The following is a 22,957-nucleotide window of genomic DNA, read 5'->3' as shown; positions in this document are numbered from 1 at the left end:
TTACTTCACTGCTTTGAGGCTGTGGGACAGGGCTGCCATAAGGCGTTTTTGCGCAGCCATTACCGGGACATGGGCGAGGATCGCGCCGTGGCGCAGACCGTCCGTAACCAGGCGGAACTGGTCGGCATACCAGTGTTCGTTAAGGCTCAAGCGATACTGTTCACGCAGGTTGACCAGCAATGCTTCGGCCTCGGCCGGGGGCAATTGGGTGGTGACAATTAAGGCGTTTGCCATCGTTAAACCTCGATTTCGGGCGCAGCTCACCCAAACCCACGGCGGTGGGACAGGCGATTTATTGGGTGGGTATTACGAAGCGGTGACGCGGAAACGCCCGTTGTCCGGTGCGATCAGAATTCGTTCGTAGATCAGGCTGACCGGGATAGCCCAGGCGTTGCCGGTGGCGGTGTCGATGATGACGGTGTGGGTGGACGTGCTGCTGACAATGTCCAACCGCTGCCGATCGCTCACCGCTGACATTTCGCTGCTGGCCAGGTGTACCAATCGTTCGGCGTGCTGAGCCACGGCGTTGTAGTCCGCGACGAGGTGCTGCACCGCACGTTGGAACAGTTGCTGATCGTCGCCCAGGTGTTCGCACCGGTGCCGCTCAAGGAACGCGAAAGCCACGGCTTTGAGCATGTCTTGATACTCCTGAACTGCAGGCAGAATGTTCATTGACCTTTCCCCGGTTTGGCACGGTACAGGTCGATGGCTGCCAGCACTTCGGCGTGACGCGCGGCCATGTGGAGGTTGTGAGCGTTGAGGATGATTTCAGCTTCCTCTGCGTTGATCGAGCCGTCTTCCAGCGCTCGGGCAATGGCTTGGTCAACACAGCCGCGCTTGACGGAAACCTGAACTGATCGGGCATACAGTTCAACGTTATCCAGCGTTTCAGGGTCGGCGACCGGTACGAATAACCCGCCGTACATCTGCGCCACATAGTTCGGGAAGTAATAGGTGCCGCGCTCTTGTTCCAGCACGTAGACCTGAGCATCACTCAGAGGACTGCAACCGGCATTCTCATAGGCGTGGTTGTCGAACTTTTTGACTTTCATTCCCAAGCGAGCGGCTGCGCCTTCGCGTCCATCGGGGTAGCTGCGAATGATCTCTTGCATAGCTGCTTTGCGCGTCTCTAGAACGGGGCTTTTCATCTTCTACTTTTCCCTGTTGGTCAGTGCCGTTACTGTTCAATCACGCCGTCTTTGATGCCGAGTAGTACGGCGGCGCGATGTGCCTCCCCACGGCGACCTTTGATCCGACCGTTCAACAGGTCGCTGACTAAATTTTTGTTCAATCCGTGCTTTCGACTGAACTCCGCAATGCTGATCCCTCTGCGATTCAAACCCTCTCGGGCTTGCTCCGGCGTAACGGTGGCGGGCATAGTGCGCACTCTGTTCAATTGTGTTTGTTTGCGTTTGTCTGTGGTGATTCTTGGTCAAAAAATTGATCAAGTCAATGGTGGTGAATAAAAAAATGCTCATTGCGGATCGAGTAGGTGAACGCCTAAAGGAAGAGCGCGAGCGCTTAGGACTGACTCAAACAGAGTTCGGAGTGCTTTTAGGAGTTAGTCGAGGGACACAAAAAAATTATGAATTGGGAGCAAACTCGCTCGACCTCCGCTATGTGGCGGCCCTTGAGGAACGAGGCGTAGACGCAGCTTTTGTGCTGACTGGGCGGCGTTCCACACCGCTTGGTCAATTGCTTACCGCTGCCGAAGAGGAATTGATCAATCAGTTCAGAAGTATTTCGGATGATGATCAAAAAGCTATTCGTCGCTTTCTCAAAGCGATGGCCGACGATGCGGCTAAAACAACGAATTAACTTGTAACAATGCTTGTGGAGCATTTGTCGTATTCCCCCGTTGTAGCTATTTCAAGCCCCGATATCGTCGATTCAGCAATGCATTTTATGGAGTAGTACGCATGTTGGATCGCACGAACACTGAACACCTTTGCGCTGATACCGATGATTTTGACTGGCTTGGTCTTACCCAAATCGAGCGTCGTTTGATTCGCCTATACCGGCGATTGAGTGTGGAGGAACAAATCCACCTTCGTCGGGTTTCCGAGGTTTTGGCTGTTCACCCTGAAGAACTAGAGCACTGCTGATTTTTCAGTCATCGAAAGCACGTCTGATGTAACGGATCGCCGACATCATGAGTCGGCGATTTGCGCTTCACGCCACTGCCTGTGCACCCAGCTGCTCGAACAGCTCCCGCTGTTTCGCCCTGGGCAAGTCGCGCAAATGGTCGAACAACATCCTTTCGAATGACTGAGCCGACGGACTCAGCGTGTGCGAAAACGTCAGATTCGCCACCCAGGTGTGCCCGCATTTCGCATCCAGGCACTGGCAGTACAACTTCGCAAACTCCGTAGAAAGCTTTTCTCTCGAAGCAATCCTGCCTCTGTGTCCGCACTTGCATTCAACTCGCATTGTGTCCCTCCCCAGGGCAGCCAATTGCCACCAGTTTGCCACAAGATGTAGTGGCAATCTCTTTACTAGGCGCTAGGTTCAGGCAAATCAACTGCTTCTGGTTGTTTCTTCCAGGTAAATCGCCTGTCTTCGCGAAGCGTGTCATTCAGCTGGTTGAACAGCTGACAGATCGGCCGAATTTCGTTGCTGGTGTACACACGATCGATCTTCTCGATGTCGCCGAAGCCCCCACTGTTTTCCGGGATGATGCCGGCCAGCGCCGGGTTCATGCGCCAAGCTGCAATCACGTCGTTGCGGGTAATGTTCTTCACCTTTTCCAGTTCATCTTTCGCCTGAAAATCCCCCACGGGAATGATCTGGATCGCGTCCTTTGCACCACCTGGGATGTTGACGAACATCGAGCGGAAGTTACCCACACCTTTACTGGCGGTGATCTGGGCCTTCAGCTCGTCCTCGTCGTCTTCGCTCAGGTTCGGGTCATTGGTGTAGAAGATGTAACCCGCATGGGCGCCGTTGCTGTAGTAGCGCCGGCGGAACAGTGTGGCCGCTTCGTTGAGTAGCAGCGCCTGCATGCCGCCCAGGTAGTCGGGGACGCCGTATATGTTTTGTTCCACGTCGTAGTTCATGACGTGCTCGATCTCGTCCTGGTCGAACTCCACTTCTTTGCCGTCCGGCAGCAGCATCACAAAACCACCGTCCACTTTGACCCGCATATTGATCGTCGGCAGATGCTCCATTTCCAGCACCTGGCCGAAGGCATTGCGGTTGCGCAGGAAATACGCCTCGCCAAACACCATAAAGTCGAGTCCGGCACGGCTCATAGTCGTGGTCGAGCAGCCCTCCGAGGGGATGAACTCACGCAGCAACAGGTTGCGCTTGAACCCGGGAATGGCGCCGTGGTGTGCGTTGGCGCGCAGCAACTTGGCCAGCCCCTGGCGCGACACCGGCGGCGTGTAAATCCGGCCGTCGTGCGTGGCGAACACGCCCAGGTACTGCCCGATGTTTTCGCTCAGCACCTGTTCGGGTGCGCCGAATGAAAACATCCGTGCTCGCCCGGGAGCTGCGGTTGCCGGTGTTTGCTGTCGTTTTTTTCGCGCCATTGTTTGCTGATCCAGTCAGGGAGTAGCGGCTTCGCCGCTGCTTGTTGGTGTTGAGGGGTTCATGGGCCAGGGCGTGCATGATTGCCCAGGCAATGTCGGCGTGGCCCGACGCATCGGTACGGGACGCGCTGTAGGTCACCTGACCGCCGCCGGTGGTGCCGCGCTTGATCGTCAGGAACGCCTGAGCGATATCGTTCCAGCCGGCGTCCCATTCGATACGGCTACCCTGGATCGTGTCCTGCGCCTTGAGGACCAGGGTGTTTTTCGTTTCCAGGCTGTAGTGAATCGAGGTCGCTCGCGGATAGAAGTCGCGCACCAGGTCGAACACGCCGTAACCGATGCCGGTGGTATCGATGCCGATGTGCTGCACGTTGAAACGCTCGGTGAGCTTCTTGACCTGCTCGGCCTGGTACTTGAACGACTGCCCACGCCAGCTGTGTTTTTCCAGGATGCGGAACTTGGCGCCGTCCTCGAGCGGCGGGGCGATGACCACGCAACTGGCGTCGTCGCGGGTGCGGCTGGGGTCGTAACCGATCCAGACGGGGCTGTTGCCGAACGGGCGTGGGTCGTCCGGGTCGTAGTCGGTCCATAGCGACAGGTCGGAGTAGCACCGCTCCAGGTCGACCAGCGAGAACGCGCTCTGCGTGCTGTCGATAAATTTGCACATGAACAGCTGCTGGAACTTGTCTTCGTCGTACTCCAGCTGCAACTGCTCGAGGTCGAACAGATCACAGCCGCCGGCGATGGCATCCAGGATGGTGATGACCTTGCGCCATTGCCCGTCCGGGCACAGCGAACCAGCCGCCGCCTGGGCTTCGCTGGGCCATGGGTCTTTGGCGTTCTTGCGTTTGCTGTTGCGGAATTTCTCGCCGGTCCAGAACGGATAGGCCTGGTGCGACACGGCGCTGGGCGTGGAAAAGTAGGTCTTGCGCCACTTCTTGTGGGTCGCCATGGCACTGGCGACGGTGTTCAGTTTTTCGAAGTCGCGGATCCAGAAATATTCGTCAACGTAGACGTGGCCATGATGACCTTGGGCGGTGCTGCTGTTGGTGCTGAGAAAGCGCAGCTCAGCCCAGGGCTTGCCGTTTTTGCTCAGCACAATCGGATTGCCGGTCAACTCCAGGCCGAACCACTCCTGGGCAAATGACACGATGTAGCTGCGGAAAATCTCGGACTGGGCGCGACTGGCCGACAGGAAAATCTGGTTGTCACCGGTGAGCACGGCGTCCATGAACGCTTCGCCGGCGAAGTAGTAGGTCAGGCCTACCTGGCGGCTTTTGAGGATGTTTCGGATCCGGCTCGTCAGCGGGTTTTGCTTCGCCGCAAACAGCTCTTTCTGATAGCCGTACATCTTGCTGATGAACTTGTCGAGAAAGTCCACTTCCGTGAGATCGCCGACTTCGTTCTTGGATTTCTTCTCGCGCTTCTTCCCGCTTTTGTCGCTGCGATCGCCTCGGTCCCGGCGGTCACCGCGTTGATTTTCTCGGCGCTGGCCATCGTCCGCCGGCGGCTCTCCGATCGGCGCCGGCGCCGGTTTCGCCGACTGCTTTAACAGCCGTTCGCGGACGGTGGTCAACCGGTCGAGTTCGTCCAGATCGCCTTTGGACAGCGATGTGGTTTTGTCCAGGAGCAGGGTGATTCGCCGACCTATGGCGGTCAGCGGTTCCTCGTCCGACAGAATGTCGTCCCATTCGCCCTGACGGATCCAGTAGTAAATGATCCGGATGTTGGGCAGGGACAATTGCGCCTGAATTTCACGCGGCTTGCAGCGGCGTAGATAGAGGCGTTTCGCGGCTTCTTTAAGTTCGGGGGCGTATGGCATGCGCCGCAGTCTATGCGGCGAAAACACGTTAAACGCGGCGTTAAATTCCGCCATCCTCCTGAATCGTGAAAATAGGAGAAACGCAAAAGCAAAGCGTTTGTTTGGGCGCTTTCGGCTCCCTATCGTGGCGGCTCAAACCACCGATTGAGCGCAGTTAACGCCCATGCCCCGTTCACTTGTTTCGCTATGGAAACGTGTCGCCACCAGCGGCACCACCGCCGATGGTCGCGAGATCCTTCCCCAGGAACTGCGTGATGTCGCCGAGACCTACAAACCGTCGAAGTACACGGCAGTCATCTGGAGCGAACACGAACGCTGGATGGGCTCACACGGCACTGTCTACGCCGTGCGCCTGGTGGAAGAAGGCGAGGATCTTGAGCCTGGTCAAATTGCCCTGGAGGCGCAGCTCAAGCCCAACGATAAGTTGCTGTCGCTGAATGACCAGGGTGAAAAGCTGTTCACCAGCATCGAAGTCACCCCCAACTTTGCAGGCTCGGGCAAGGCGTATTTGACCGGACTGGCCGTCACCGACTCCCCGGCCAGTCTGGGTACCCAGGAACTCTACTTCTCCCACAAGACCAGTCAGGCGGCGTACTTCGCCGCCTCGGTCGAGCTTGGCCCCCTGATGGAGGCTGAGCCTAAAGGCGATCTTGGCAAGCTGGCTGCGATGGTCACCAGCCTGTTCAAGCGCTTCGGCCTTGAAGAACCCCCCGCAGCACCTTCGCAACCCCAAACAGAGAGCAAACCCCCAATGGATGAAGCTACAGCCAAAGCGCTGGCGGCACTGGTCGAACAGTTGCTGCTCGTCTCTGCCGGCATTCAAACCCTGATCGAGCCTGTAACTGCTGACGTAGAGGTTGAGCAGGAACCGATCGACTCCGTCGAAACCTCCGTTCAGGACATTCTCGACACCGCCGACGAAGAGCGCGAATTCTCCCGCCGCCGTAAAGGCGTCTCCAGCAACAAGGCGTTGGCTGTGGCCGTTGCCAATCTGGACAAGAAATTCTCCGCGTTGCTGGACACACCTAAGGGCCGGCAGGTTCCGCGCACCACCGGTGCGTCTCACAGCCAAAAGCGGAGAACCTTGTAAATGGGCTCTCTTAGCAGTCACGCCCAGGAACAGTTCGCCCTCATGCAGGACGACCTGGCCGAGACGTACAACGTCCAGGACGCGTCCCGCCAGTTCGCCGTCGAGCCGAGCATTGCCCAGGAGCTGAACGACAAGATCACCGAAAAATCCGACTTTCTGAGTCGCATCAACGTGGTTCCGGTCAGCGAAATCAAAGGTCAGAAGGTCATGATCGGCGTGACTGGCCCTGTGTCCAGCCGCACCAACACCAAAACCACCGATCGCGAAGCCAAGGATTTCAGCGACCTGTCCGGCCTGGACTATGAGCTGTTCCATACGGAATCCGACGTGGGCCTGTCGTTCGCCAAGATCGACAGCTGGGCCAAGTTCCCCGACTTTGCCGATCGCTACAGCGCGGCCGTGCAACGTCAGATCGCCCTGGACCGAATCATGATCGGCTGGCACGGCACCCATGCGGCGCCTCAAACCGACATCGTCGCGCACCCGATGCTGGAGGACGTGAACAAAGGCTGGCTGCAAATCGCTCGCGAGCAGATCCCGGCCCAGGTACTCAAGGAAGGCAAAGCCGCTGGAAAAATCACCCTCGGCGCCGGCGGCGACTACGCCAACCTTGACGCCCTGGTGCATGACGTCAAGCAGATGATTGACCCGGTGTTCCGTGATGCCGGCGACCTGATCGCGATCATCGGCAGCGACCTGCTGGCCAGCGATAAGGGCAAGCTGTACGCCAAGCAAGGCGACACCCCAACCGAGAAAGAGCGCATTGAAGGCGCCCAGGTCATTGCCACCTATGGCGGCTTGCCGTCCTTCGTGATTCCGCACTTCCCAGCCACCGGCGTGGTGGTCACCAGTTGGGACAACCTCTCGCTGTACTTCCAGGACAGCAGCTGGCGCCGCCACCTGATCGAGAACCCGAAGCGCTCCCGCGTTGAAGATTACAACGGCCGTAACGAAGGCTACGTGATTGAGCAACTGGAGAAATTCGCGGCCATCGAAGCCGGCAACCTGGAGCTGCTGCCGTGAGCATCGCCCTGGCCCACAAACGCCGCGTGCTCGCATTAGGCCCGGCGGCGGCAGCAGCGGCCGAGCCCTACAGCTCCAGCACTGCCCTGGCCAGCCCAGCCAATGCGCAAAAGCACCTCAAGCTGATGGAAGGCGCGCTGGCGATCGATCTGGCTCGGCTCAGCGACATGAACAACCTCGCCGGCCGTCAGCAACTCAAGCGCGACGAACTGCTGCCCAAATACATGGACTACGTCGAGCGCTACCGCGATTCCGGGCTGAATCACCCGAACCTGGTGCTGGTGCAGGTCATGGTCTGGCTGTTCGACACCGAGCAGTTCGAACTGGGCCTTGAAGTGGCGATGTTCGCCATCGAGCAAGGCCAATCGATGCCGGAGCGCTTCAAGCGTGACATCCCGACCTTCGTCGGCGATGCGGTGATTGAGTGGGCCGACAACGAGCAGAAGTGCGGACGCAGTCCCGAGCCGTACCTGAGCGACATGCTGCCGTTTGTGGACGGTGAGTGGGATCTGACCGAACAAATCCCGGCCAAGTACCACAAGTTGATTGGCATCCGCGCCATGGATGCCAAGGACTGGAAAAAGGCGATCAGCCACTTTGAACGCGCTACTGAGCTGTACGCCAGCATCGGTGTGGATACGCGCCTGAAAGGGGCTCGCAAGGCCTTGGAAAAACAACTGGCTGAACCAGCCGCCGAATAACCCGACTACCCCCCCCCGGCGAGAAACTGTGGATGTGAGCCAACCATTTATGGCCTGACCCACTGAAACAGTTTTCCCGCCCCTATTTGAGTGGCCAGCAATGAGCAGCTTTTCCGGGAAACCCACGACCTTTGTGGAACAGGCGATCGAGAACGACGGCTTTTGGCCGAACCTCTCCGTGGCTGAGTTTCAGAAGGGTTATCGCCTGCCGGCGGAGTACCTGGTGGACATGCTGGTCACAGATTTGAACACCGCGATGATCGAGGTCAATCGCGATCTGGCCAAGCGCAAAGGCCAATGGCAGAACGCGGGCATCACCTGCGTGGAATCTGCCGACCCTATGGTGCTGCCCGAGCGCACATTTCACACAGCGACGTACAAGCGCGCCGTGTATTGCCGTGCCAAGGCCAGTTTGCTGACCCAGTTCGCCACCGTGAACCGTCGAGAAAGCGCGGAAAACACCGGCAAGGAAGCGCCCGAGCGTGGCGAAACGTTCCTGGAGTTCAGCCAGCAGGCCGTTCGTTCGTTGCAAGGCCGTGGCCGCATCACGGCGGCGCTGTTATGACCAAGCTGCAAGAGCTGACCCGCTACTTGTTGGAACGCCAGCTGGTGCCCGCCGAGCAGCTGGATAGCTGGACCGAACAGGTCACGCTCGAACTCTTCTGGAAGCCTGGCGTGGACGGCATGCACATGGCTGACATGCGTTATCGCGCCGCCATCGTGCTGGAGCGCTTCGCCGACCACCCGGGGCGGCTGATGGCCCTGGTGGGCAGCTGGCTGGAAAACAACGATCCGGACCGCGATCGGTACGAACTGCCGGCGCCGCTGTTCGCCGTCGAGATGCTGGACAACGACCTGGCCGACGTGGACATCACCCTGGAGTTCGTCGAGCCGCAGTACCTGGCCGAAGACCCGGCGGGTGAGATCGAGGCCTTCGGCAAGACCTGGGCTTTCGTCCCGTTCGATCTGTGGATTGCAGAACACGGCGAGGTCGGCAGCGGTGACCGCTAATCCGTGCGACCTCGATGTCAGGGGCTTGCTCAACGTTGACGCCCAGCTGGCGTTGCTTGAGCTGCCGCCCAAGCTGCGCCGCCGTCTGCTGAACAACGTGACCAAGCGTGTGCGCTCGATGAGTCGCAAGCGGGTACGTGAGCAGAAGAACCTGGACGGGTCGGACTTCGCCGAGCGCAAGGGGCCAGCCAAGGGCAAAAAGAAGATGGAAGCCGGCCTGGCCAAGCTGCTGCAAGTCACGCGGGTCAGTGCAGACGAAGCGGAACTGGGCTGGAAAAACGCGCTGACCCGATGGGTCGCCACACAGCAACACAACGGCGCCACCGAGCGGCGTACGGCGGCGCAGATGAAGCGCTGGAACACCGTGGCGCCGGGTATCGCCTGCACAGACAAGCAAGCCAAGCGCCTGCGCCTGCTGGGATTCCGTATCCGGCAGAAGGGCAAAAAGACGCTAACCAGGCCGTCGGTAGCGTGGATTCAACAACACGTGAACTACGCCAAGGCCGGTCTGCTGATCCGCATTTTGAATGATGAAAAATCCGAGACATCAGGCGCGCAAAGCTGGGACATCACCCTGCCACCGCGTCAGTTCCTCGGCGTGGGGAGCGGCAACGAAACCCGCGAACTGATTAACCAGGTCTTTCAACAAATCCTAACTTCACCCCGCTAACGAGGCACTGCATGGCACTCGGTCAAGTCACCGTCGACAATCTCAATCTGGGCCAGGGTGCCGTGACAGAGATTGAGCGTTATTTCCTTTTTATTGGTCCCGCAACAAAGAACGTCGGCCAGTTCATCCCGCTGAACACCGACAGCGACCTGGACACAGCCTTGGGCGTTCCTGCCAGCGATCTGAAAACCCAAATCACTGCCGCCCGCCTCAACGGTGGCCAGCGCTGGGCCTGTGTAGCGGCTCCGATCGGCGCCGATGGCAACTGGTCCGACGCACTGGAAAAAGCCCAGCATTCGGGGTATTCGGTCGAAGCGGTGGTGATTACCAAACCGGTAGCTACAGCCGCCGAGCTGTCGGCGATGCACGACGCCGCCATTGCGTTGAACAACACCTACGGGCGCCGCCTCTTCATCATGGCAGCCGTTGCCGGCATTACCGTGCAGCAGACCTGGGCGCAGTACGTGAGCGAGCAAAAGGCGCTGGTGGCCGGGCTGGCAGCGCCGCGCGTCCTTCCGGTACCGCAACTGCACGGCAATGACCTGGGCGTGCTCGCCGGTCGCTTGGCGAATGCGGCTGTGAGCATTGCCGACAGCCCAATGCGCGTTGCCACCGGTGCCGTGCTGGGCCTTGGGCCGGTGCCCGTCGATGCCGACAAAATCCCGCTGCCATCCGCTGTACGCGCCGAGCTGGACCGGGCGCGGTTCTCCGTGTCGCAGACCTATCCCGATTACCCAGGCGTGTACTGGGGCGACGGCAACATGCTGGACGCCCCGGGCAGTGACTTCCAGGTCGTTGAATACCTGCGCATCACCGACAAGGCGGCGCGCCAGGTCCGTGTGCTGCTGATCCGTCGTGTGGCTGATCGCCGCTTGAACAACACGCCCAACAGCATGGCGGTCAACACCAACCAACTGATGGCGCCCCTGCGTGCCATGGCCAAGTCCACCACCTTTAACGGTGAAGTGTTCCCAGGCGACATCGAGCCGCCGAAAGACGGCGACCTGGTGCTGAGCTGGCTCAGCAAAACCAAGGTCGTGGCTTACATCAAGCTCAAACCCCTCAACTGCCCGAAAGACCTCCAGGCGAACATCGCCCTGGATCTTTCCACCGACAAAACGGAGTAACGCCCCATGGCAAAGATTGGCGGCAAGAACTTTGACGTGAGCCTGGGCGACCTGTCGCTGCACGTCGAGAGCTGCACCCTGGACATCACCGACAACTCGGCCGTGGCGCAAACCCGGGGCGTGCCGGATGGCTACGTCGAAGGTGATGTCGCCGCTGCCGGCGAATTCGAACTCGACACCAGCAACTTTCGACTGCTGATCGACGCTGCTCGATCTGCCGGCAGCTTCCGCGAGCTGAAACCGTTTGACGTGGTGTTCTTCGCCAAGGCCGGCGACGACGAACTGCGTGTGGAAGCGTTCGGCTGCAAGGTGAAGATTTCCAGCCTGCTGGGCATCGATCCCAAGGGCGGCGAAAAGACCAAGCACAAGGTGCCGTATGAGGTCACCAGCCCGGATTTCGTCCGCATCAACGGCGTGCCGTACCTGGCCGCTACCGAGATCGAGGGGCTGCGCTAATGGTGGATTGGTTCGACCGCGCCCAGGAACTGGAACAACGCCAGCGTGACCAGGCGATCAAGGCCCAGTTGCAGCAGCCACGGCCGGTCGGGCCAAGCCTGACCCATTGCCAGGACTGCGACAAAGAGATCCCGCCGGCGCGCCAGGCGCTGGGCGGCATCACGCGATGCGTCCCGTGCCAGACCGGCCATGAACAGAGTAAGCGTTGATGACGACTGAAGCCGCACGCCTCGGATCGCTGGAACAGAAATTTGCCGTTTTCGAACACCGGCTGGGTGAACTGGAAGACCGGCACGAAACGGTGCCAACCCGCGTCACCAAGCTGGAGCAGGGTTTCGAACACATGGCGCGCCAGTTGTCGGAACTCAACGTCGGCCAGCAGACGCTGACCGTGGCGGTGAACGACATCGGGGCGAAGGTCGGCCGGTTGCTGACCATCCTGACGCTGGTCGGTGCCGTGCTGCAAATGGCCGTGCCGGCACTTCTGCGCGTGTGGTTCCCATGAGCCTGCGCGGCAAGATCCAAGCCGGTGCGATCGCGCTGGCCAGCGCTTCGCTGGTGGCGTTCCTCGGCACCTGGGAAGGCCAGGGTCAGAACGTCGTTTACGCGGACAAGTTGGCCCGTGGGCTGCCGACCGTGTGCCTGGGCATCACCCGTTACACCAGCCCGTTTCCTGTCGTGGTCGGTGACTACTGGTCTGCCGCTCGATGCGATGAGGTCGAGCAACTGGTGATCCAGAAAGGACAACTGCAGCTCGCTGATTGCATCACCAATCAACAGGTGGGGCAGAACACCTTCGACGCCTTGAGCAGCCATTCCCACAACGTCGGCGTGCCCAGTACCTGCGCCAGTCGGGCCGTGGGCCTGATCAACGCCGGGCGCATCGCCGAGGGCTGCAAGGCGATTGCCTGGGCGGCGGACGGCAAGACACCCGTGTGGGCCTTCGTCACCAATGCCCAGGGCGAAAAGGTGTTCGTCCGGGGCCTGCATGCGCGGCGTTTGGCGGAAGCGGATCTGTGCAAGGCGGGCTTGTGATGCCGCGTGATGTCTTGTTTTTCCTGGTGGTGTGCCTGGTGGCCTGGTTCGCTTTTGACCTGTTGGAAGGTCAACGCGACACCGCCCGCCGCGAACGCGACAGCGCGTTGTTCGAAGTGAACGGCCTGCGTGAAGCGGCCCGAATCAGCGGCGAGAGGCTGGCCGATCGGGACGCTATCGATCTTGAACGGACTACGGAACTGAACCATGCACTTTCTGAAAACGAAGGCCTGCGCCGCGCTGTTGGCAATGGCGATCAGCGGTTGTGGATCAAAGCCACCTGTCCCGCCGCAGTGCCCACCAACGCCGGCGCCGGCAGCCTGGCTGATGCAGGCACCGCCGAACTCGCAACAGACGCTCGATCTGATTATTTCACCCTCAGAGATCAGCTTGCCCTGAGCAAGCAAATGATCCTGGGCTTGCAGCAACACGTCCTCAAGGTCTGCCGGTAACCGGTGCACCAGGACAACCTTTTTTCCAACCTCAACAAGAGAGACACCGCATGAACGAGCAAAACGCAGAAATCACCCTGGAAGTCGGCGAACTGGAATTCACCTTCACCCTGACCCCGGCGGACGTCACCAAGTACTTCAACGCCATTACCACGACCAACAAGGTCGCCCCGGGCAACAACCTGCTGATGACCACCGTCAAGCAGGAAGAAAAAGCCACCTTGAAACCGCTGCTGGGCAACCCAGTGATGGTGATGCAGCTCGCCGGCGCATTGCTTGAAGAGTACGGCCCGAAGGTCGAGGTGATCGTAAAAAAGCGCTCGGCCACGCTGAGCGCCTGACCGAAAACGGACTGGGCCAGCTCGTGGCCCTGACGAACCGCTGGCTACCTGGCGCCGAGCCCACCGTTGAAGCGATGGGCACGGCCAAATGGCTGGAGGACGAATTCTGGAGACGTACGGAAATCGCCGTGGCTAACGGCATCTCCCTTGCGATGAACGGGTAACGACGACTGTGGCAGACCAAAGCGCCCGCCTGGCTTTCATCTTGAGCCTGACCGACAAGGTCACCGCGCCCCTGGGCAAGGTAAAGGCGGGTTTTTCCGACCTGGCCGAGCAGAGCGAGGCAAACATCAAGACGATGGGCCTTGGCCTGGCGGGCGTGACGGCGGCCGTGGTCGGGATTCAGCAATCCCTGGAACCGGCGTTGGAGGTCAATCGCGCCCTGGGCGACGTCCGATCTCTGGGCGTGGCCGAAGACGCGTTGACCGCGCTCAACAGCAAGTCGCTGGAATTCGCGGTGAACTACGGCGAGAACGCCAAGGATTTTGTGGCCTCGGCGTACCTGATCGAGGGCGCGATCAAGGGCCTGGCCGGCAACCAGCTGGCTGTCTTTACCAACACCAGCAACCTGCTGGCCAAGGCCACCAAGTCCGACGCCGAGACGATGGGTGAATACGTCGGCACACTCTACAACCTGCAAAAATCCCAGGCCGATGCCATGGGCAAGGGCGCGTGGGTCGAAAAACTCGGCGGGCAGACGGCCCTGGCGGTGCAGCTGTTCCGCACCAGCGGCGCCGCGATGAAAGACGCGTTCAAGGAAGCCGGCGCGATCGCCACCACGGCCGGGGTAGACCTGGCCGAACAGATGGCGGTGATCGGCACCCTGAGCAGCACCATGGAAGGTGGCGACGCCGGCGGACGCTATAAGGCGTTTTTCGAGAACGTCGGCGCCGCCTCGGAAAAGCTCGGCATGCAGTTCACCGACTCGCAGGGCAAGCTGCTGCCGATGACGTCGATTCTGGACAAGCTCCAGGACAAGTTCGGCGATCTGACCAGTGCGGTTGCCAGCGCCAAGCTGGTGGAAGCCTTCGGCGGCGAAGGCGCCCAGGTGATTGGAGCGCTGGCCAAGGACACCGGGCGCCTGCGCAACGGCCTCGAGCAGTTGGGCAGAGTGCGCGGGCTGGAGAAGGCCGAACAGATGGCCCAGGCAATGGTCGATCCGTGGCAGCAATGGGCGTCCCTGGTCGACGTCATGCGCGTGGTGTTCGGCCAGGTGCTGATTCCGGTGCTGACGCCGTTCATGAACAAGATGGTCGATATCGGCAAAACCCTGGTGCGGTGGTCGCAGCTGTTCCCCAACATCACCCGCGTGATCGGCATCACCACACTGACCATCTTGGTGATTATCGGCGCCATGTCCTTGCTCACGCTGGTGGTGGGGATTGCCCGGACCACCTGGCTTGCCCTGGTGACCGTCTGGAAAGTTGTGCAGATGCTGAACCTGCGCACCGCCGCGACCTTCATTTTGCAGAAGCTGGCCATCCTGGCCTATGTCGCTGTGATCGGAATCCTGAGCACTGGCCTGGCGATCATTCGTGGCGCGATGCTGCTGTGGCAGGGCGCCATCTGGCTGGTCAACTTTGCCCTGACTGCCAACCCGATCGGTGTGGTCGTGATGGGCATCGCGGTGCTGGTCGCCCTGGTGATCGCCGCCGCTTACTACTGGGACGAGTGGACCTCGGCCTTGATGAACACCGCCGCTTTTCAGTGGGTCGCGGAAAAGTTCGAAGCGTTTTCGAAGTGGTTCAGCTCCATGGGCGGTTGGTCCGACATGGCCCGGGCCGCGTGGGACAGCATTGTCAGCGTCTTTCACAAGGCCGTTAACGGGTTGATTGAGCTGATGAACAGCATTCCCGGCGTGAACATCGAAGCGCGCTTCGGCGGCATGCCCGAGGTGCCCGGGATCGATGCCGCGAACGGTGCAGCCGACACCGCCAACGCCGCGCAGAAAGCCCAGCAGACCATCAACGCCGCGATCCCCAGCCTTTCGCCAACCGGCCCGTCAGCGGTGCCGCCTGGTGGTCTGCTGACCAAAATACAGAACACCAACAGCAGCCAGAACAAGGGCGTGCACGTGGAAAACATCACCATTCAAAACAGCAAACCGATGAACCCCCTGGAGATGGAAAACATGGTGTCCATGGCGGTGGGCGGGTGAGCGAATACGTGGACCTGTTGATCGTCGGCAACGATCTGGCCCTGGACCCGTCGCGTCAGCCGCGGCTGATCGATGACCGTGCCTGCATCGCCCAGGACATCGCGCACATGATCCGCGACAGCGGGCTGCTGGTCACGCTGGTGGCCGAGCGCGATCGCCTGCGTCAGCGCGACTGCATCCAGCAGATGGAACTGCTGGTGGAGGACGACGTGCGCCTGGTGCCGGGAACGGCCCGCATCACCCCGCAGGAACCAGGCACGTACCTGGTCACCGCCAAAACCCTGAAATTCGGTTCGATTGAGGTAAGTCTGTGAGCGAGGTTGATTTTAAAAAGGTGATCGCCGACGCCGGCATCCCGACCACCGAAGCCGGTTTGAAAGCCGCCTGGGAAAAGGAAGTCGAAGCCCAAGGCGCCAAGGTGGCCAACACCAGCAGCTATTCGCCGTTCTGGCGGGTGATGACGGCCCTGGTGACCAAGCCGGTGCTGTGGCTGCTCGATTTCCTGTGCATGACCGTGCTGCCGAACTTCTTTGTGAAAACGGCAGTGGACGCCTGGTTGGACATGCTGGCCTGGGCGGTCAACGTCGAGCGCAAGGGCGCCACGAAAGCCCAGGGAAAATTGCTGTTTACCCGGGCGACACCGGACGGCGTCATGGAGCTGAAACAGGGCATCGTCGTGCAGTCTGCCGCGATCAACGGCAACGTCTATCAACTGATCTCTACAGCCGCCGTGATCTTTCAGCAGGGTCAGTTGCAGTTGGAAGTCCCGGTGGAAGCGATCGAGGCCGGCAGCGGCTTCAACCTGGCCCCGGGTTACTACGCGATCCTGCCGGTGCCCGTGCCTGGCATTGTCCAGGTGGTGAACGGTGACGGCTGGCTGGAATCACCTGGTGCGGATCCCGAGCCCAACGATCAGCTGCGTTTGCGTGTGCGCAACCAGTTCTCGGCCGTGAACCAGTGGCACACCGACGCGGTGTATCGCGCGATGATTTCCGCCTTCCCGGGCGTGCGCCCCGATGGCGTGTATTTCGAACATGGCGCCCCCCGGGGCCCAGGCAGCGCGAACGCCTTTGTGCTGTTCGATGCTGGGGTGCCGGCAGCCAGTTACCTGGAGCAAATCAACGCGCATATTCGCGACCAGGGCAACCATGGCCACGGCGACGACCTGCTGGCCATGGTCATGCCGGAAACGCAGGCCAACATCCTGGTCAACGTCTGGCCGTTTGCCAACCTGACACCGGCTCAAGTCGCCGACCTCAAGCATGAAATCGAGTTGTTTGTGCGCGCCGCGTTCCGTGAAAGCACGTCCCGGGACTATCAGCCGACGCTGACTTATCCACAGTCGCGATTCAGCTTCAGCCGTCTGACGGAAGAACTGCACCAGCGGTTCGCCGGCATCGAGGCCGTCAAGTTCACGCCGATGGTGGACATCGTCAGCGGGCTGTCGATTCCCCGGCTCCAGAACCTGACGGTGACGATCAAATGATCAAGCTCAAATTGCCGTTCTGGCTCGCCGGTACCGAGCTGTCAAAGTTGGTCGCGGCTGCCCAGGCCTGGTGGGAAACCGTCACCGGCTGGCTGCGCTGGCCTTACTCGCAGATCGACCCCGACAACTGCCACATGAGCATCCTGGAGCTGTGGGCCTGGCAGCGCGACGTGACGCGCTTTAAAGACGAGCCCGAGGCCCTGTTTCGGCTGCGCGTGAAATACGCCTTCATCAACTCCGTGGACGCGGGCAGCACCGCCGGCATGAAACGGATTTTCGAGCGCTTGGGCGTGGGTTACGTCGAGATCGAGGAGCGCCAGCCCGATCGGGACTGGGACGTCGTGCTGCTCAAATTCAGCAACGCGCAACTGTCGCTCAACCCCGAACTGTTGCGCGTGCTTATCCAGCAATACGGCCGGACGTGCCGGCGTTATGACTTCGTGACCATCACCCCCGTGGCGTTGCAAATCGCCCTTATCGACTTTAACGACGATCAGCAAACGCTGGTCGCCAGCCTGTAGGAGCGCACCCGTGAGCGCCAGTATTACCTTGGCCGGCGAAAGCCAAATCGCCCTGAAACAAAGCCAGAAAAAGCCGCTGGTTATCAGCAAATTCATCTTTGCCAACGTGACCGGGCTGGACCCGGTCGCGCCGATCGATCGCGCTGCCGGCAAGCCGCCGGCGGGCCAGATCGTGCAGGTTTACGACATCCCCAAAGAGAACGCCGGCTACGTCAACCCGAACCAGGTGGTGTACAGCGCCCAGCTGGGGTCCGATATCGGTGACTGGGATTTCAACTGGGTCGGCCTCGAGGACGAAGACGGTTTGTTGTTCGCCGCGTCCTACGTGCCGTTGCAGCAGAAGCGCAAGAACATCCCGCCGCAGCAGATCGGCAACAACGTCACCCGCAACTTCCTGGTGGCGTTTGATGGCGCCATGCAACTGACCGGTGTGAAGATCGATGCGAGCACCTGGCAGCATGACTTTACCGTGCGCCTGGCGGGCATCGATGAGCGCGGGCGCTATAGCAACCGAACGCTGTATGGCCGTGCGTGTTTTTTCAGCGATTCACTGGCCTTTGTAAAAGTAGGCAGCAGCTTTCAGCTCCGATCGGGCGGCGCCTACATCGAAGGTATTCGGGTGGCCCTGGACGAACCGTATGTGGTCACCGGTGTTATCCCAGTGGGCAAAATCTGGTTGGACGTCTGCCTGGAGCGCCAACTCAATGACCGGGTGGCCAGTTGGAAAGTCGTGTATGGCAACCAGGTCGATTACACCGACGCCGCCGGCAACCGCCATTACTGCGTGCCCATTGCCGATTACATCTCGTCGAGCGAGATCGTCGACTTACGACCGTCCGAACCGGTCAGCGGTGCGTTGATTCAGTATTTCGCCGCCCGCAATGGGGACTATCCAAACCTGCGTGCACGGGGAACGACGAAAGAAGACGTGGATCTGGAGAACCTGCCCAACGCCAAGAGCGACGACCCCGACACCAACAGCAGCGAGATCCTCGCCACCACGGCTGCGCTGAACAAATTAAAGCAGCAGGTCGGTAATTCGATGACTGGCATGGTGGCCGCGTTCGCGATGACCGCAACGCCAACGGGGTGGCTGAAGTGCAACGGCGCGGCGGTTTCACGTACAGCCTTTGCGCAACTCTTCGCGTGGCTGGGCACGCATTACGGCGGGGGTGACGGATCGACAACGTTCAACCTGCCCGACATGCGAGGCTTGTTTCCACGGGGCTGGGACGATGGGCGCGGCCTCGACCCGGGCCGAGCGTTCGGTGTGTACCAGGACATGATGCTGCATTCCCACGCTCACACGGCCTCGGTCGCCGCAGTCGGTGACCACCTTCACTCCGCATGGACGGACGCCCAGGGCAACCACGTTCACCGTACCTGGACCGACGCTCAAGGCGGTCACTCCCACACTGCTGCCAGTTCACCAGGTATTGGCCAGGGTGCCGGCGGACCTAACTCGGTTCAGCAATCCGGCGGCCAGCACGCCACCTCCTGGGATGGTCACCACGCGCACAACGTCGCAATGGATGGCGCCGGCCAGCACGCACACAACGTCGGTGTCAGTGCCAGCGGCGCGCACACCCACGGCGTGACCGTTGCCGCTGCTGGCGGCACTGAAACCCGCCCGAAAAACTTGGCCCTTAATTACTGCATCAAATATTGAGAATGAGCATGACTGACAAACTCGTTTATCAGACTGACCACCGGGGCCTGTTCATTGGCATGGTTGAGGCGGACGAATCGCCCCTGGAACCGGGGGTGTACCTTATTCCCGGCGGTTGCGTGGAATCACCGCCACCGACGGCCCTCGAACATCAAGCCGCCTGGTGGAACGGCGAGGCTTGGCAACTGGTGGACTACTTCGGCGGTCTGGTGGTCTACAGCGCCCTGTCCGGTGAGTCGCGAACCCTGGAAGGATTCGAGCAGATGCCATCCGGCTACACCATGAAAAAGCCAGGACCGAATCAAGTCTGGAAGGATGGTGCGTGGGTAGACGATATCGACGCGGTGCTGGCCGATTTGCAGGAGAAAAAACGGCTGACGATCGACGCCGATTACGCGGCGTACATCGCCGGTGGCTTCAACTCCAACGCCCTGGAAGAGACATACCGCTACAACAGCGCGATCGATGACCAGGTGAACCTGAACGGTCAGGTGTTGCTGGGGATGGACGACGTTTACCCGTGCTATGACGCCAAGCAGGTGAAAGCCTTCCGGCCCCACACGATCGCCCAGTTGCAGCGGGTCAGTCATGACCTGGTGCGCTTCAAGCAAGCGGCCCAGCAGCACGCGGATAGTTTGCGCGAAGCCTTGGCCAAGGCCCGGGAAGACAAAGACCTCAAGGCCATGAAGGCCATCGCCTGGACGCTGTCGGCATGACCTGGGCGCCGGTGACCATGCGCTGGCCGGAGCAGGCCACGCAGTGGATGGGCGGCTTGTCAGCGGCCAAGGACCTGGCCGGCGGCGAGCTGGTCAGCACCGCCAAGCGACTGGCCGGACTCGATGGCTTGGCCAGCACCAACCCGGGGCCGGTCGGTGATGCCGCGAAGGGCGCGATCGCGGCCGGTCGTGCCGCGCTCACAGAACAACTCGGCCAGGCGCCGGCGTGCTTGGTAGTGACGCCGTTTCAAAACGGTATCGGGCAGGGGAGGGGCTACCAGCGCTTTCTGTCAGCGCCCAACCTGCTGGAGCACCTGGCGAAAAAACTGGAAGACGTGACCGACACCGGACGACCGGCTGGCCCGCAATACGCGCTGTCGATTCTGTTCCTGGGCACGCGCCTGGACCAGTTGGCCAGCAGCTTGTCGCGGTTCAACGCCTTGTTACCAATCCCTGACCTGGTGCGCACGGAACGTCGTGCCCAGCACCTGGTGAAGCTGGAGACAGAAAAGTGGGAGATCCCCGGCGCCGGTCCGCTGCCACGCTGGCAGGCGTTGCCCCTGGAACGCTGCACGGTGGTCAAGGCCGCCAAGCAATCCATGGCCGGCCAACTGGCGGTGCTGGAAAGCTACGCCGCCGACAGTTCGCCGCTGGGTGACCTGGCCGCATTGGCGAGCCGCAAAGCCGCGCAGCAGAAGGGCCGCGACCAGCAGCTGACCGACTTGAAAGCGCTGCTGGCCGGCGGCAACCCGGACGTCAGCATGCAGGCGCGTCTGGTTGGCCCGGGCAACACCAGCGAACTGCGCCGCGAATTGCTCGCCGGCGACGCCCCGGGGCATGAATGGGTGCTGTGTGCCGGCGTCATGTTGGTGGGCTCGAAAGAAGCCTTGAGTTTTGTCCAGGAGCTGGTCGGCCTATGACGCTGCTACTTGATGGCCACAAGGTCCAGGGCAAAAACCTGAAGGTGACCGCGAACCTGCGTATCGAAAGCGGCGACATGTCGGGTCAGACCAGCAACACCGACACGGCGCACAAGGGCTTCAAACCCAAGACCCTGACCATTTCGCTGATGATTCCCTTTGTGGATAACCCACACATGACCGATTTGATGCGCTTGGCCGAGTCCACCGCCAGCGGTGGCCAGATGCACCTGTACCGCATCGTCAACGACACGGCCGAGGCCTTCGGGATACGACAAGTCGAGTTCTCGGAAGGGATCAGCGCCCGCGAGGACGATACCCTGCGCGCCTGGCTGATCCAGTTCACATTGAGCGAACGCCAGTCCAACCCTGAAAAGGTCGAGGGGCGACGCGCCGGCAATGCGGTCAACGCCCAGGGCGCACCAGGAAGCGCGGTCGGTACCAGTGGCGAGGGCAAGGACGAAACCACCGACAACCCGGCGTTGAGCGGTTTTGAAAAGGTGCTCGGCCGCGTCGATAAGTGGCTGGGCGGGAGTGAATCAACGTGAAGCTGCACAAAGTCCTGGCGATCAATGGCGCGCCGTTCGCCCTGGTGAAAGAGGACGTTCGACTGGACGCCACCAGCCCGGGGCGGGCGACGTTCACGATTAAATCCGCTGAATCGGTCAAAGGCCTGGTGACGCTGGATATCGGCTACAACGACCGCACACTGCAACGCCACTTCATCGGTTACGTCGAGCGCTGCACCGCCGCCAATGCCATCGAGCAGGTGCTGTTCTGCCGCGAGCTGGCCGCCGTGTTGGCCAACCCGTTGCCGCTGAACCTGCGTCACGTCGATCTGCGCGCCGTGCTGGCCGAGATCAGCGAACACACCGGCCTGCGCTTCCGGGTGCCCGATCGGCCATTCGCCGCCGTCAAAGCGCCATTCTTTTACAGTCTGGCCGCCGGATATCAGGCGATGGACAGCCTGGCCCGGGTGTTCAACATTCCCGACTTCACCTGGCACCAGTTGGGCAACGGCGAAGTGTTTACCGGCAGTTGGGCGGACAGCTTCTATGGCGCCCGGGCGCCGCTGCAAATCCCCACGGAGCTGTTCGACGGCTACCAGGGCAACCAAAGCGCGATGATCGCGGCCCTTCCCGGGTTACGACCAGGTGCAACGATCAACCACGGCGAGCGCGTCACCAGTGTGGCCCTCGCCAATGACCAGATGGCTATCCGATGGAAGACGCAATCCGCCGCAGCGTAGAAAGGCAATTCCCTGAACTGACTGGCGGCTATCACCTGCCGCGCTTTGCCCGGGTTGTCGCCGTGGCCGACGCCCCGGCCGGCGCCGGGATCTGTGACGACTTCCGGCCGCGTTATGCCGTGGACATCGAAGTACTTGGCTCGGACGGTGAAGTCGATCCGCAATTGCCCCTGCTTGCCGGCGTGCCGCTGCCACTGCCCACCGGTGGCGAAGAAATGGGCATCTACGCCTTTCCGGAGGAGGGCACTCAAGTGGTGGTGTGCTTCGCCTATGGCCTGCCGAACAAGCCCTACATCCAGACGATTCTGCCGCACGGGCTGAGCATGCCCCGAGTGCCGAAAGGCGATCAGGTGTGGCAACACAGCGAGGCCGCCCAGCAGCGCGTCGATGCCGATGGCAACTGGCTGCGCCAGACCGATGGCAAGATCCAGGACAAGGCGATCGAGCGCGAGGTTGAAGCGCTGGAGAACCGCGAGCAGTTCCAGAACCACACCCAGGCGATCGACGATCATTCGACCGAGACGGTGGGCGGGGTGAAGACGATCGAGGCGCTGGGCGCGCTCAAGCTGATGTCTGGTGGCTCCGCGAGTCTGGCGGCGGTGGATGATCTGCACCAGGCCACCGGGCGGGATTTGAACCTGGTGGTGGGGCAGAAGCATAACGCCACGGTGGGCGGCGATATGCAGGAGCGGATTCAGGGCTTACGCAAGAGCGCGTCCGGGATCAGCCAGCAGCTGCAAGCGCCGAAAAACTGGATCGGTTCCGAAGGCGTGAACCTATTTCAGGTGATATGCGACACGCTTGATCTGCTGCAGCAGATGAACACACAGCTGGCCGCGCACACTCACTTACCAGGACCATTGCCAAGTCCGGCCGATGCTACGGCGTTCACTTCTGATGCAGTAAAGGCTGCCCTGCTCTCTACGAAGCTGAAGGCTATTACACTTTAAAGGTAGCAAGTCCGGTAGCCTGCTATCCTC

33 protein-coding genes are annotated in these 22,957 nt (G+C 60.8%); 26 read left to right on the top strand and 7 right to left on the bottom strand.

The window, feature by feature from the left end; all coding sequences use genetic code 11:
• From HKK52_RS11110 to HKK52_RS11095, 4 genes are all read right to left on the bottom strand, one after another.
• Complete coding sequence (locus HKK52_RS11110) at positions 1–234, bottom strand: hypothetical protein (protein ID WP_169370863.1); 234 nt, start codon at positions 232–234, stop codon at positions 1–3.
• 72 nt (positions 235–306) lie between these two features.
• A complete protein-coding gene (locus HKK52_RS11105) occupies positions 307–672 on the bottom strand; it encodes a hypothetical protein (protein WP_169370862.1) in 366 nt (121 codons plus the stop codon).
• Entirely contained in the window at positions 669–1,148 is a 480-nt protein-coding gene (locus HKK52_RS11100) for a YmfL family putative regulatory protein (RefSeq protein WP_169370861.1), read from the bottom strand. Before HKK52_RS11100 ends, HKK52_RS11105 begins: the two co-directional genes overlap by 4 nt.
• A gap of 29 nt (positions 1,149–1,177) precedes the next feature.
• Positions 1,178–1,378 carry a DNA-binding protein gene (locus HKK52_RS11095; protein ID WP_169370860.1) on the bottom strand — a complete coding sequence of 67 codons (201 nt, stop codon included), beginning with the start codon at positions 1,376–1,378 and terminating at the stop codon, positions 1,178–1,180.
• A 92-nt stretch (positions 1,379–1,470) separates the two neighbouring features.
• Here HKK52_RS11095 and HKK52_RS11090 point away from each other — a divergent pair, with 92 nt between their 5' ends.
• Both HKK52_RS11090 and HKK52_RS11085 read left to right on the top strand, forming a co-directional pair.
• Positions 1,471–1,818, top strand: coding sequence for a helix-turn-helix domain-containing protein (locus HKK52_RS11090; RefSeq protein ID WP_169374227.1), 348 nt, complete (start codon positions 1,471–1,473; stop codon positions 1,816–1,818).
• 101 nt (positions 1,819–1,919) lie between these two features.
• Positions 1,920–2,105: a hypothetical protein gene (locus HKK52_RS11085; protein WP_169370859.1), complete on the top strand. Its 186-nt coding sequence runs from the start codon at positions 1,920–1,922 to the stop codon at positions 2,103–2,105.
• A gap of 67 nt (positions 2,106–2,172) precedes the next feature.
• Here the strand turns inward: HKK52_RS11085 and HKK52_RS11080 are convergent, their stop codons facing one another.
• From HKK52_RS11080 to HKK52_RS11070, 3 genes are all read right to left on the bottom strand, one after another.
• On the bottom strand, positions 2,173–2,430 hold the full coding sequence (locus tag HKK52_RS11080; RefSeq protein WP_169370858.1) for an ogr/Delta-like zinc finger family protein: 258 nt from the start codon (positions 2,428–2,430) through the stop codon (positions 2,173–2,175).
• 65 nt (positions 2,431–2,495) lie between these two features.
• On the bottom strand, positions 2,496–3,359 hold the full coding sequence (locus HKK52_RS11075; RefSeq protein WP_336604973.1) for a phage portal protein: 864 nt from the start codon (positions 3,357–3,359) through the stop codon (positions 2,496–2,498).
• A complete protein-coding gene (locus HKK52_RS11070) occupies positions 3,286–5,352 on the bottom strand; it encodes a terminase large subunit domain-containing protein (RefSeq protein WP_169370856.1) in 2,067 nt (688 codons plus the stop codon). Before HKK52_RS11070 ends, HKK52_RS11075 begins: the two co-directional genes overlap by 74 nt.
• 163 nt (positions 5,353–5,515) lie before the next feature.
• Here HKK52_RS11070 and HKK52_RS11065 point away from each other — a divergent pair, with 163 nt between their 5' ends.
• From HKK52_RS11065 to HKK52_RS10955, 24 genes are all read left to right on the top strand, one after another.
• Complete coding sequence (locus HKK52_RS11065; protein WP_169370855.1) at positions 5,516–6,442, top strand: GPO family capsid scaffolding protein; 927 nt, start codon at positions 5,516–5,518, stop codon at positions 6,440–6,442.
• A complete protein-coding gene (locus HKK52_RS11060) occupies positions 6,443–7,465 on the top strand; it encodes a phage major capsid protein, P2 family (RefSeq protein WP_169370854.1) in 1,023 nt (340 codons plus the stop codon). It abuts the gene before it with no gap.
• Positions 7,462–8,166, top strand: a complete 705-nt coding sequence (gene gpM, locus HKK52_RS11055; RefSeq protein ID WP_169370853.1) for a phage terminase small subunit — start codon at positions 7,462–7,464, stop codon at positions 8,164–8,166. Before HKK52_RS11060 ends, gpM begins: the two co-directional genes overlap by 4 nt.
• A gap of 100 nt (positions 8,167–8,266) precedes the next feature.
• Positions 8,267–8,731 (top strand): head completion/stabilization protein, encoded by a 465-nt coding sequence (locus HKK52_RS11050; protein WP_169370852.1) that lies wholly within the window; start codon positions 8,267–8,269, stop codon positions 8,729–8,731.
• Complete coding sequence (locus HKK52_RS11045) at positions 8,728–9,177, top strand: phage tail protein (RefSeq protein ID WP_169370851.1); 450 nt, start codon at positions 8,728–8,730, stop codon at positions 9,175–9,177. Before HKK52_RS11050 ends, HKK52_RS11045 begins: the two co-directional genes overlap by 4 nt.
• A complete protein-coding gene (locus tag HKK52_RS11040; protein ID WP_169370850.1) occupies positions 9,167–9,847 on the top strand; it encodes a virion morphogenesis protein in 681 nt (226 codons plus the stop codon). Before HKK52_RS11045 ends, HKK52_RS11040 begins: the two co-directional genes overlap by 11 nt.
• A gap of 11 nt (positions 9,848–9,858) precedes the next feature.
• Positions 9,859–10,974 (top strand): DUF2586 domain-containing protein, encoded by a 1,116-nt coding sequence (locus tag HKK52_RS11035; protein ID WP_169370849.1) that lies wholly within the window; start codon positions 9,859–9,861, stop codon positions 10,972–10,974.
• Between the two features lie 6 nt (positions 10,975–10,980).
• On the top strand, positions 10,981–11,430 hold the full coding sequence (locus tag HKK52_RS11030) for a phage protein (protein ID WP_169370848.1): 450 nt from the start codon (positions 10,981–10,983) through the stop codon (positions 11,428–11,430).
• Entirely contained in the window at positions 11,430–11,639 is a 210-nt protein-coding gene (locus tag HKK52_RS11025; protein ID WP_169370847.1) for a TraR/DksA family transcriptional regulator, read from the top strand. Before HKK52_RS11030 ends, HKK52_RS11025 begins: the two co-directional genes overlap by 1 nt.
• A complete protein-coding gene (locus tag HKK52_RS11020) occupies positions 11,639–11,935 on the top strand; it encodes a hypothetical protein (RefSeq protein WP_169370846.1) in 297 nt (98 codons plus the stop codon). The genes HKK52_RS11025 and HKK52_RS11020 overlap by 1 nt, the downstream gene beginning before the upstream one ends.
• On the top strand, positions 11,932–12,465 hold the full coding sequence (locus HKK52_RS11015) for a lysozyme (protein ID WP_169370845.1): 534 nt from the start codon (positions 11,932–11,934) through the stop codon (positions 12,463–12,465). Before HKK52_RS11020 ends, HKK52_RS11015 begins: the two co-directional genes overlap by 4 nt.
• The gene (locus tag HKK52_RS11010; RefSeq protein WP_169370844.1) at positions 12,465–12,917 is read left to right on the top strand and encodes a lysis system i-spanin subunit Rz; all 453 of its coding nucleotides are present in this window, start codon (positions 12,465–12,467) and stop codon (positions 12,915–12,917) included. The genes HKK52_RS11015 and HKK52_RS11010 overlap by 1 nt, the downstream gene beginning before the upstream one ends.
• Positions 12,918–12,967: 50 nt before the next feature.
• Positions 12,968–13,258 (top strand): putative phage tail assembly chaperone, encoded by a 291-nt coding sequence (locus tag HKK52_RS11005; RefSeq protein ID WP_169370843.1) that lies wholly within the window; start codon positions 12,968–12,970, stop codon positions 13,256–13,258.
• 23 nt (positions 13,259–13,281) lie between these two features.
• Positions 13,282–13,422: a DUF6890 family protein gene (locus HKK52_RS32975; RefSeq protein ID WP_442962282.1), complete on the top strand. Its 141-nt coding sequence runs from the start codon at positions 13,282–13,284 to the stop codon at positions 13,420–13,422.
• Between the two features lie 8 nt (positions 13,423–13,430).
• Complete coding sequence (locus HKK52_RS11000) at positions 13,431–15,416, top strand: phage tail tape measure protein (RefSeq protein WP_169370842.1); 1,986 nt, start codon at positions 13,431–13,433, stop codon at positions 15,414–15,416.
• Positions 15,413–15,730, top strand: a complete 318-nt coding sequence (locus HKK52_RS10995; RefSeq protein WP_169370841.1) for a DUF2590 family protein — start codon at positions 15,413–15,415, stop codon at positions 15,728–15,730. Before HKK52_RS11000 ends, HKK52_RS10995 begins: the two co-directional genes overlap by 4 nt.
• A complete protein-coding gene (locus HKK52_RS10990) occupies positions 15,727–16,902 on the top strand; it encodes a baseplate J/gp47 family protein (RefSeq protein WP_169370840.1) in 1,176 nt (391 codons plus the stop codon). Before HKK52_RS10995 ends, HKK52_RS10990 begins: the two co-directional genes overlap by 4 nt.
• A complete protein-coding gene (locus tag HKK52_RS10985) occupies positions 16,899–17,423 on the top strand; it encodes a phage tail protein (protein WP_169370839.1) in 525 nt (174 codons plus the stop codon). Before HKK52_RS10990 ends, HKK52_RS10985 begins: the two co-directional genes overlap by 4 nt.
• Positions 17,424–17,433: 10 nt before the next feature.
• A complete protein-coding gene (locus tag HKK52_RS10980; protein ID WP_169370838.1) occupies positions 17,434–19,092 on the top strand; it encodes a phage tail-collar fiber domain-containing protein in 1,659 nt (552 codons plus the stop codon).
• Between the two features lie 8 nt (positions 19,093–19,100).
• Positions 19,101–19,808 (top strand): DUF4376 domain-containing protein, encoded by a 708-nt coding sequence (locus HKK52_RS10975; protein ID WP_169370837.1) that lies wholly within the window; start codon positions 19,101–19,103, stop codon positions 19,806–19,808.
• Complete coding sequence (locus HKK52_RS10970; RefSeq protein ID WP_169370836.1) at positions 19,805–20,728, top strand: hypothetical protein; 924 nt, start codon at positions 19,805–19,807, stop codon at positions 20,726–20,728. The genes HKK52_RS10975 and HKK52_RS10970 overlap by 4 nt, the downstream gene beginning before the upstream one ends.
• Complete coding sequence (locus HKK52_RS10965) at positions 20,725–21,276, top strand: baseplate complex protein (protein WP_169370835.1); 552 nt, start codon at positions 20,725–20,727, stop codon at positions 21,274–21,276. The genes HKK52_RS10970 and HKK52_RS10965 overlap by 4 nt, the downstream gene beginning before the upstream one ends.
• Complete coding sequence (locus HKK52_RS10960; protein ID WP_169374226.1) at positions 21,267–21,977, top strand: hypothetical protein; 711 nt, start codon at positions 21,267–21,269, stop codon at positions 21,975–21,977. Before HKK52_RS10965 ends, HKK52_RS10960 begins: the two co-directional genes overlap by 10 nt.
• A complete protein-coding gene (locus HKK52_RS10955; protein ID WP_169370834.1) occupies positions 21,950–22,927 on the top strand; it encodes a hypothetical protein in 978 nt (325 codons plus the stop codon). Before HKK52_RS10960 ends, HKK52_RS10955 begins: the two co-directional genes overlap by 28 nt.
• Positions 22,928–22,957: the final 30 nt, after the last annotated feature.

Source organism: Pseudomonas sp. ADAK2, from assembly GCF_012935755.1.
Classification (GTDB): Bacteria; Pseudomonadota; Gammaproteobacteria; order Pseudomonadales; family Pseudomonadaceae; genus Aquipseudomonas.
This window is presented reverse-complemented; position numbering and strand designations above follow the sequence as displayed.

Excerpts from the sequence above, each read along its gene's own strand:
- HKK52_RS11110 (WP_169370863.1), bottom strand. The coding sequence starts at position 234 with ATGGCAAACGCCTTAATTGTCACCACCCAATTGCCCCCGGCCGAGGCC.
- HKK52_RS11105 (WP_169370862.1), bottom strand. The coding sequence starts at position 672 with ATGAACATTCTGCCTGCAGTTCAGGAGTATCAAGACATGCTCAAAGCC.
- HKK52_RS11100 (WP_169370861.1), bottom strand. The coding sequence starts at position 1,148 with ATGAAAAGCCCCGTTCTAGAGACGCGCAAAGCAGCTATGCAAGAGATC.
- HKK52_RS11095 (WP_169370860.1), bottom strand. The coding sequence starts at position 1,378 with ATGCCCGCCACCGTTACGCCGGAGCAAGCCCGAGAGGGTTTGAATCGC.
- HKK52_RS11090 (WP_169374227.1), top strand. The coding sequence starts at position 1,471 with ATGCTCATTGCGGATCGAGTAGGTGAACGCCTAAAGGAAGAGCGCGAG.
- HKK52_RS11085 (WP_169370859.1), top strand. The coding sequence starts at position 1,920 with ATGTTGGATCGCACGAACACTGAACACCTTTGCGCTGATACCGATGAT.
- HKK52_RS11080 (WP_169370858.1), bottom strand. The coding sequence starts at position 2,430 with ATGCGAGTTGAATGCAAGTGCGGACACAGAGGCAGGATTGCTTCGAGA.
- HKK52_RS11070 (WP_169370856.1), bottom strand. The coding sequence starts at position 5,352 with ATGCCATACGCCCCCGAACTTAAAGAAGCCGCGAAACGCCTCTATCTA.
- HKK52_RS11065 (WP_169370855.1), top strand. The coding sequence starts at position 5,516 with ATGCCCCGTTCACTTGTTTCGCTATGGAAACGTGTCGCCACCAGCGGC.
- HKK52_RS11060 (WP_169370854.1), top strand. The coding sequence starts at position 6,443 with ATGGGCTCTCTTAGCAGTCACGCCCAGGAACAGTTCGCCCTCATGCAG.
- HKK52_RS11050 (WP_169370852.1), top strand. The coding sequence starts at position 8,267 with ATGAGCAGCTTTTCCGGGAAACCCACGACCTTTGTGGAACAGGCGATC.
- HKK52_RS11045 (WP_169370851.1), top strand. The coding sequence starts at position 8,728 with ATGACCAAGCTGCAAGAGCTGACCCGCTACTTGTTGGAACGCCAGCTG.
- HKK52_RS11035 (WP_169370849.1), top strand. The coding sequence starts at position 9,859 with ATGGCACTCGGTCAAGTCACCGTCGACAATCTCAATCTGGGCCAGGGT.
- HKK52_RS11030 (WP_169370848.1), top strand. The coding sequence starts at position 10,981 with ATGGCAAAGATTGGCGGCAAGAACTTTGACGTGAGCCTGGGCGACCTG.
- HKK52_RS11025 (WP_169370847.1), top strand. The coding sequence starts at position 11,430 with ATGGTGGATTGGTTCGACCGCGCCCAGGAACTGGAACAACGCCAGCGT.
- HKK52_RS11020 (WP_169370846.1), top strand. The coding sequence starts at position 11,639 with ATGACGACTGAAGCCGCACGCCTCGGATCGCTGGAACAGAAATTTGCC.
- HKK52_RS11015 (WP_169370845.1), top strand. The coding sequence starts at position 11,932 with ATGAGCCTGCGCGGCAAGATCCAAGCCGGTGCGATCGCGCTGGCCAGC.
- HKK52_RS11010 (WP_169370844.1), top strand. The coding sequence starts at position 12,465 with ATGCCGCGTGATGTCTTGTTTTTCCTGGTGGTGTGCCTGGTGGCCTGG.
- HKK52_RS11005 (WP_169370843.1), top strand. The coding sequence starts at position 12,968 with ATGAACGAGCAAAACGCAGAAATCACCCTGGAAGTCGGCGAACTGGAA.
- HKK52_RS10985 (WP_169370839.1), top strand. The coding sequence starts at position 16,899 with ATGATCAAGCTCAAATTGCCGTTCTGGCTCGCCGGTACCGAGCTGTCA.
- HKK52_RS10975 (WP_169370837.1), top strand. The coding sequence starts at position 19,101 with ATGACTGACAAACTCGTTTATCAGACTGACCACCGGGGCCTGTTCATT.
- HKK52_RS10970 (WP_169370836.1), top strand. The coding sequence starts at position 19,805 with ATGACCTGGGCGCCGGTGACCATGCGCTGGCCGGAGCAGGCCACGCAG.
- HKK52_RS10965 (WP_169370835.1), top strand. The coding sequence starts at position 20,725 with ATGACGCTGCTACTTGATGGCCACAAGGTCCAGGGCAAAAACCTGAAG.
- HKK52_RS10955 (WP_169370834.1), top strand. The coding sequence starts at position 21,950 with ATGGAAGACGCAATCCGCCGCAGCGTAGAAAGGCAATTCCCTGAACTG.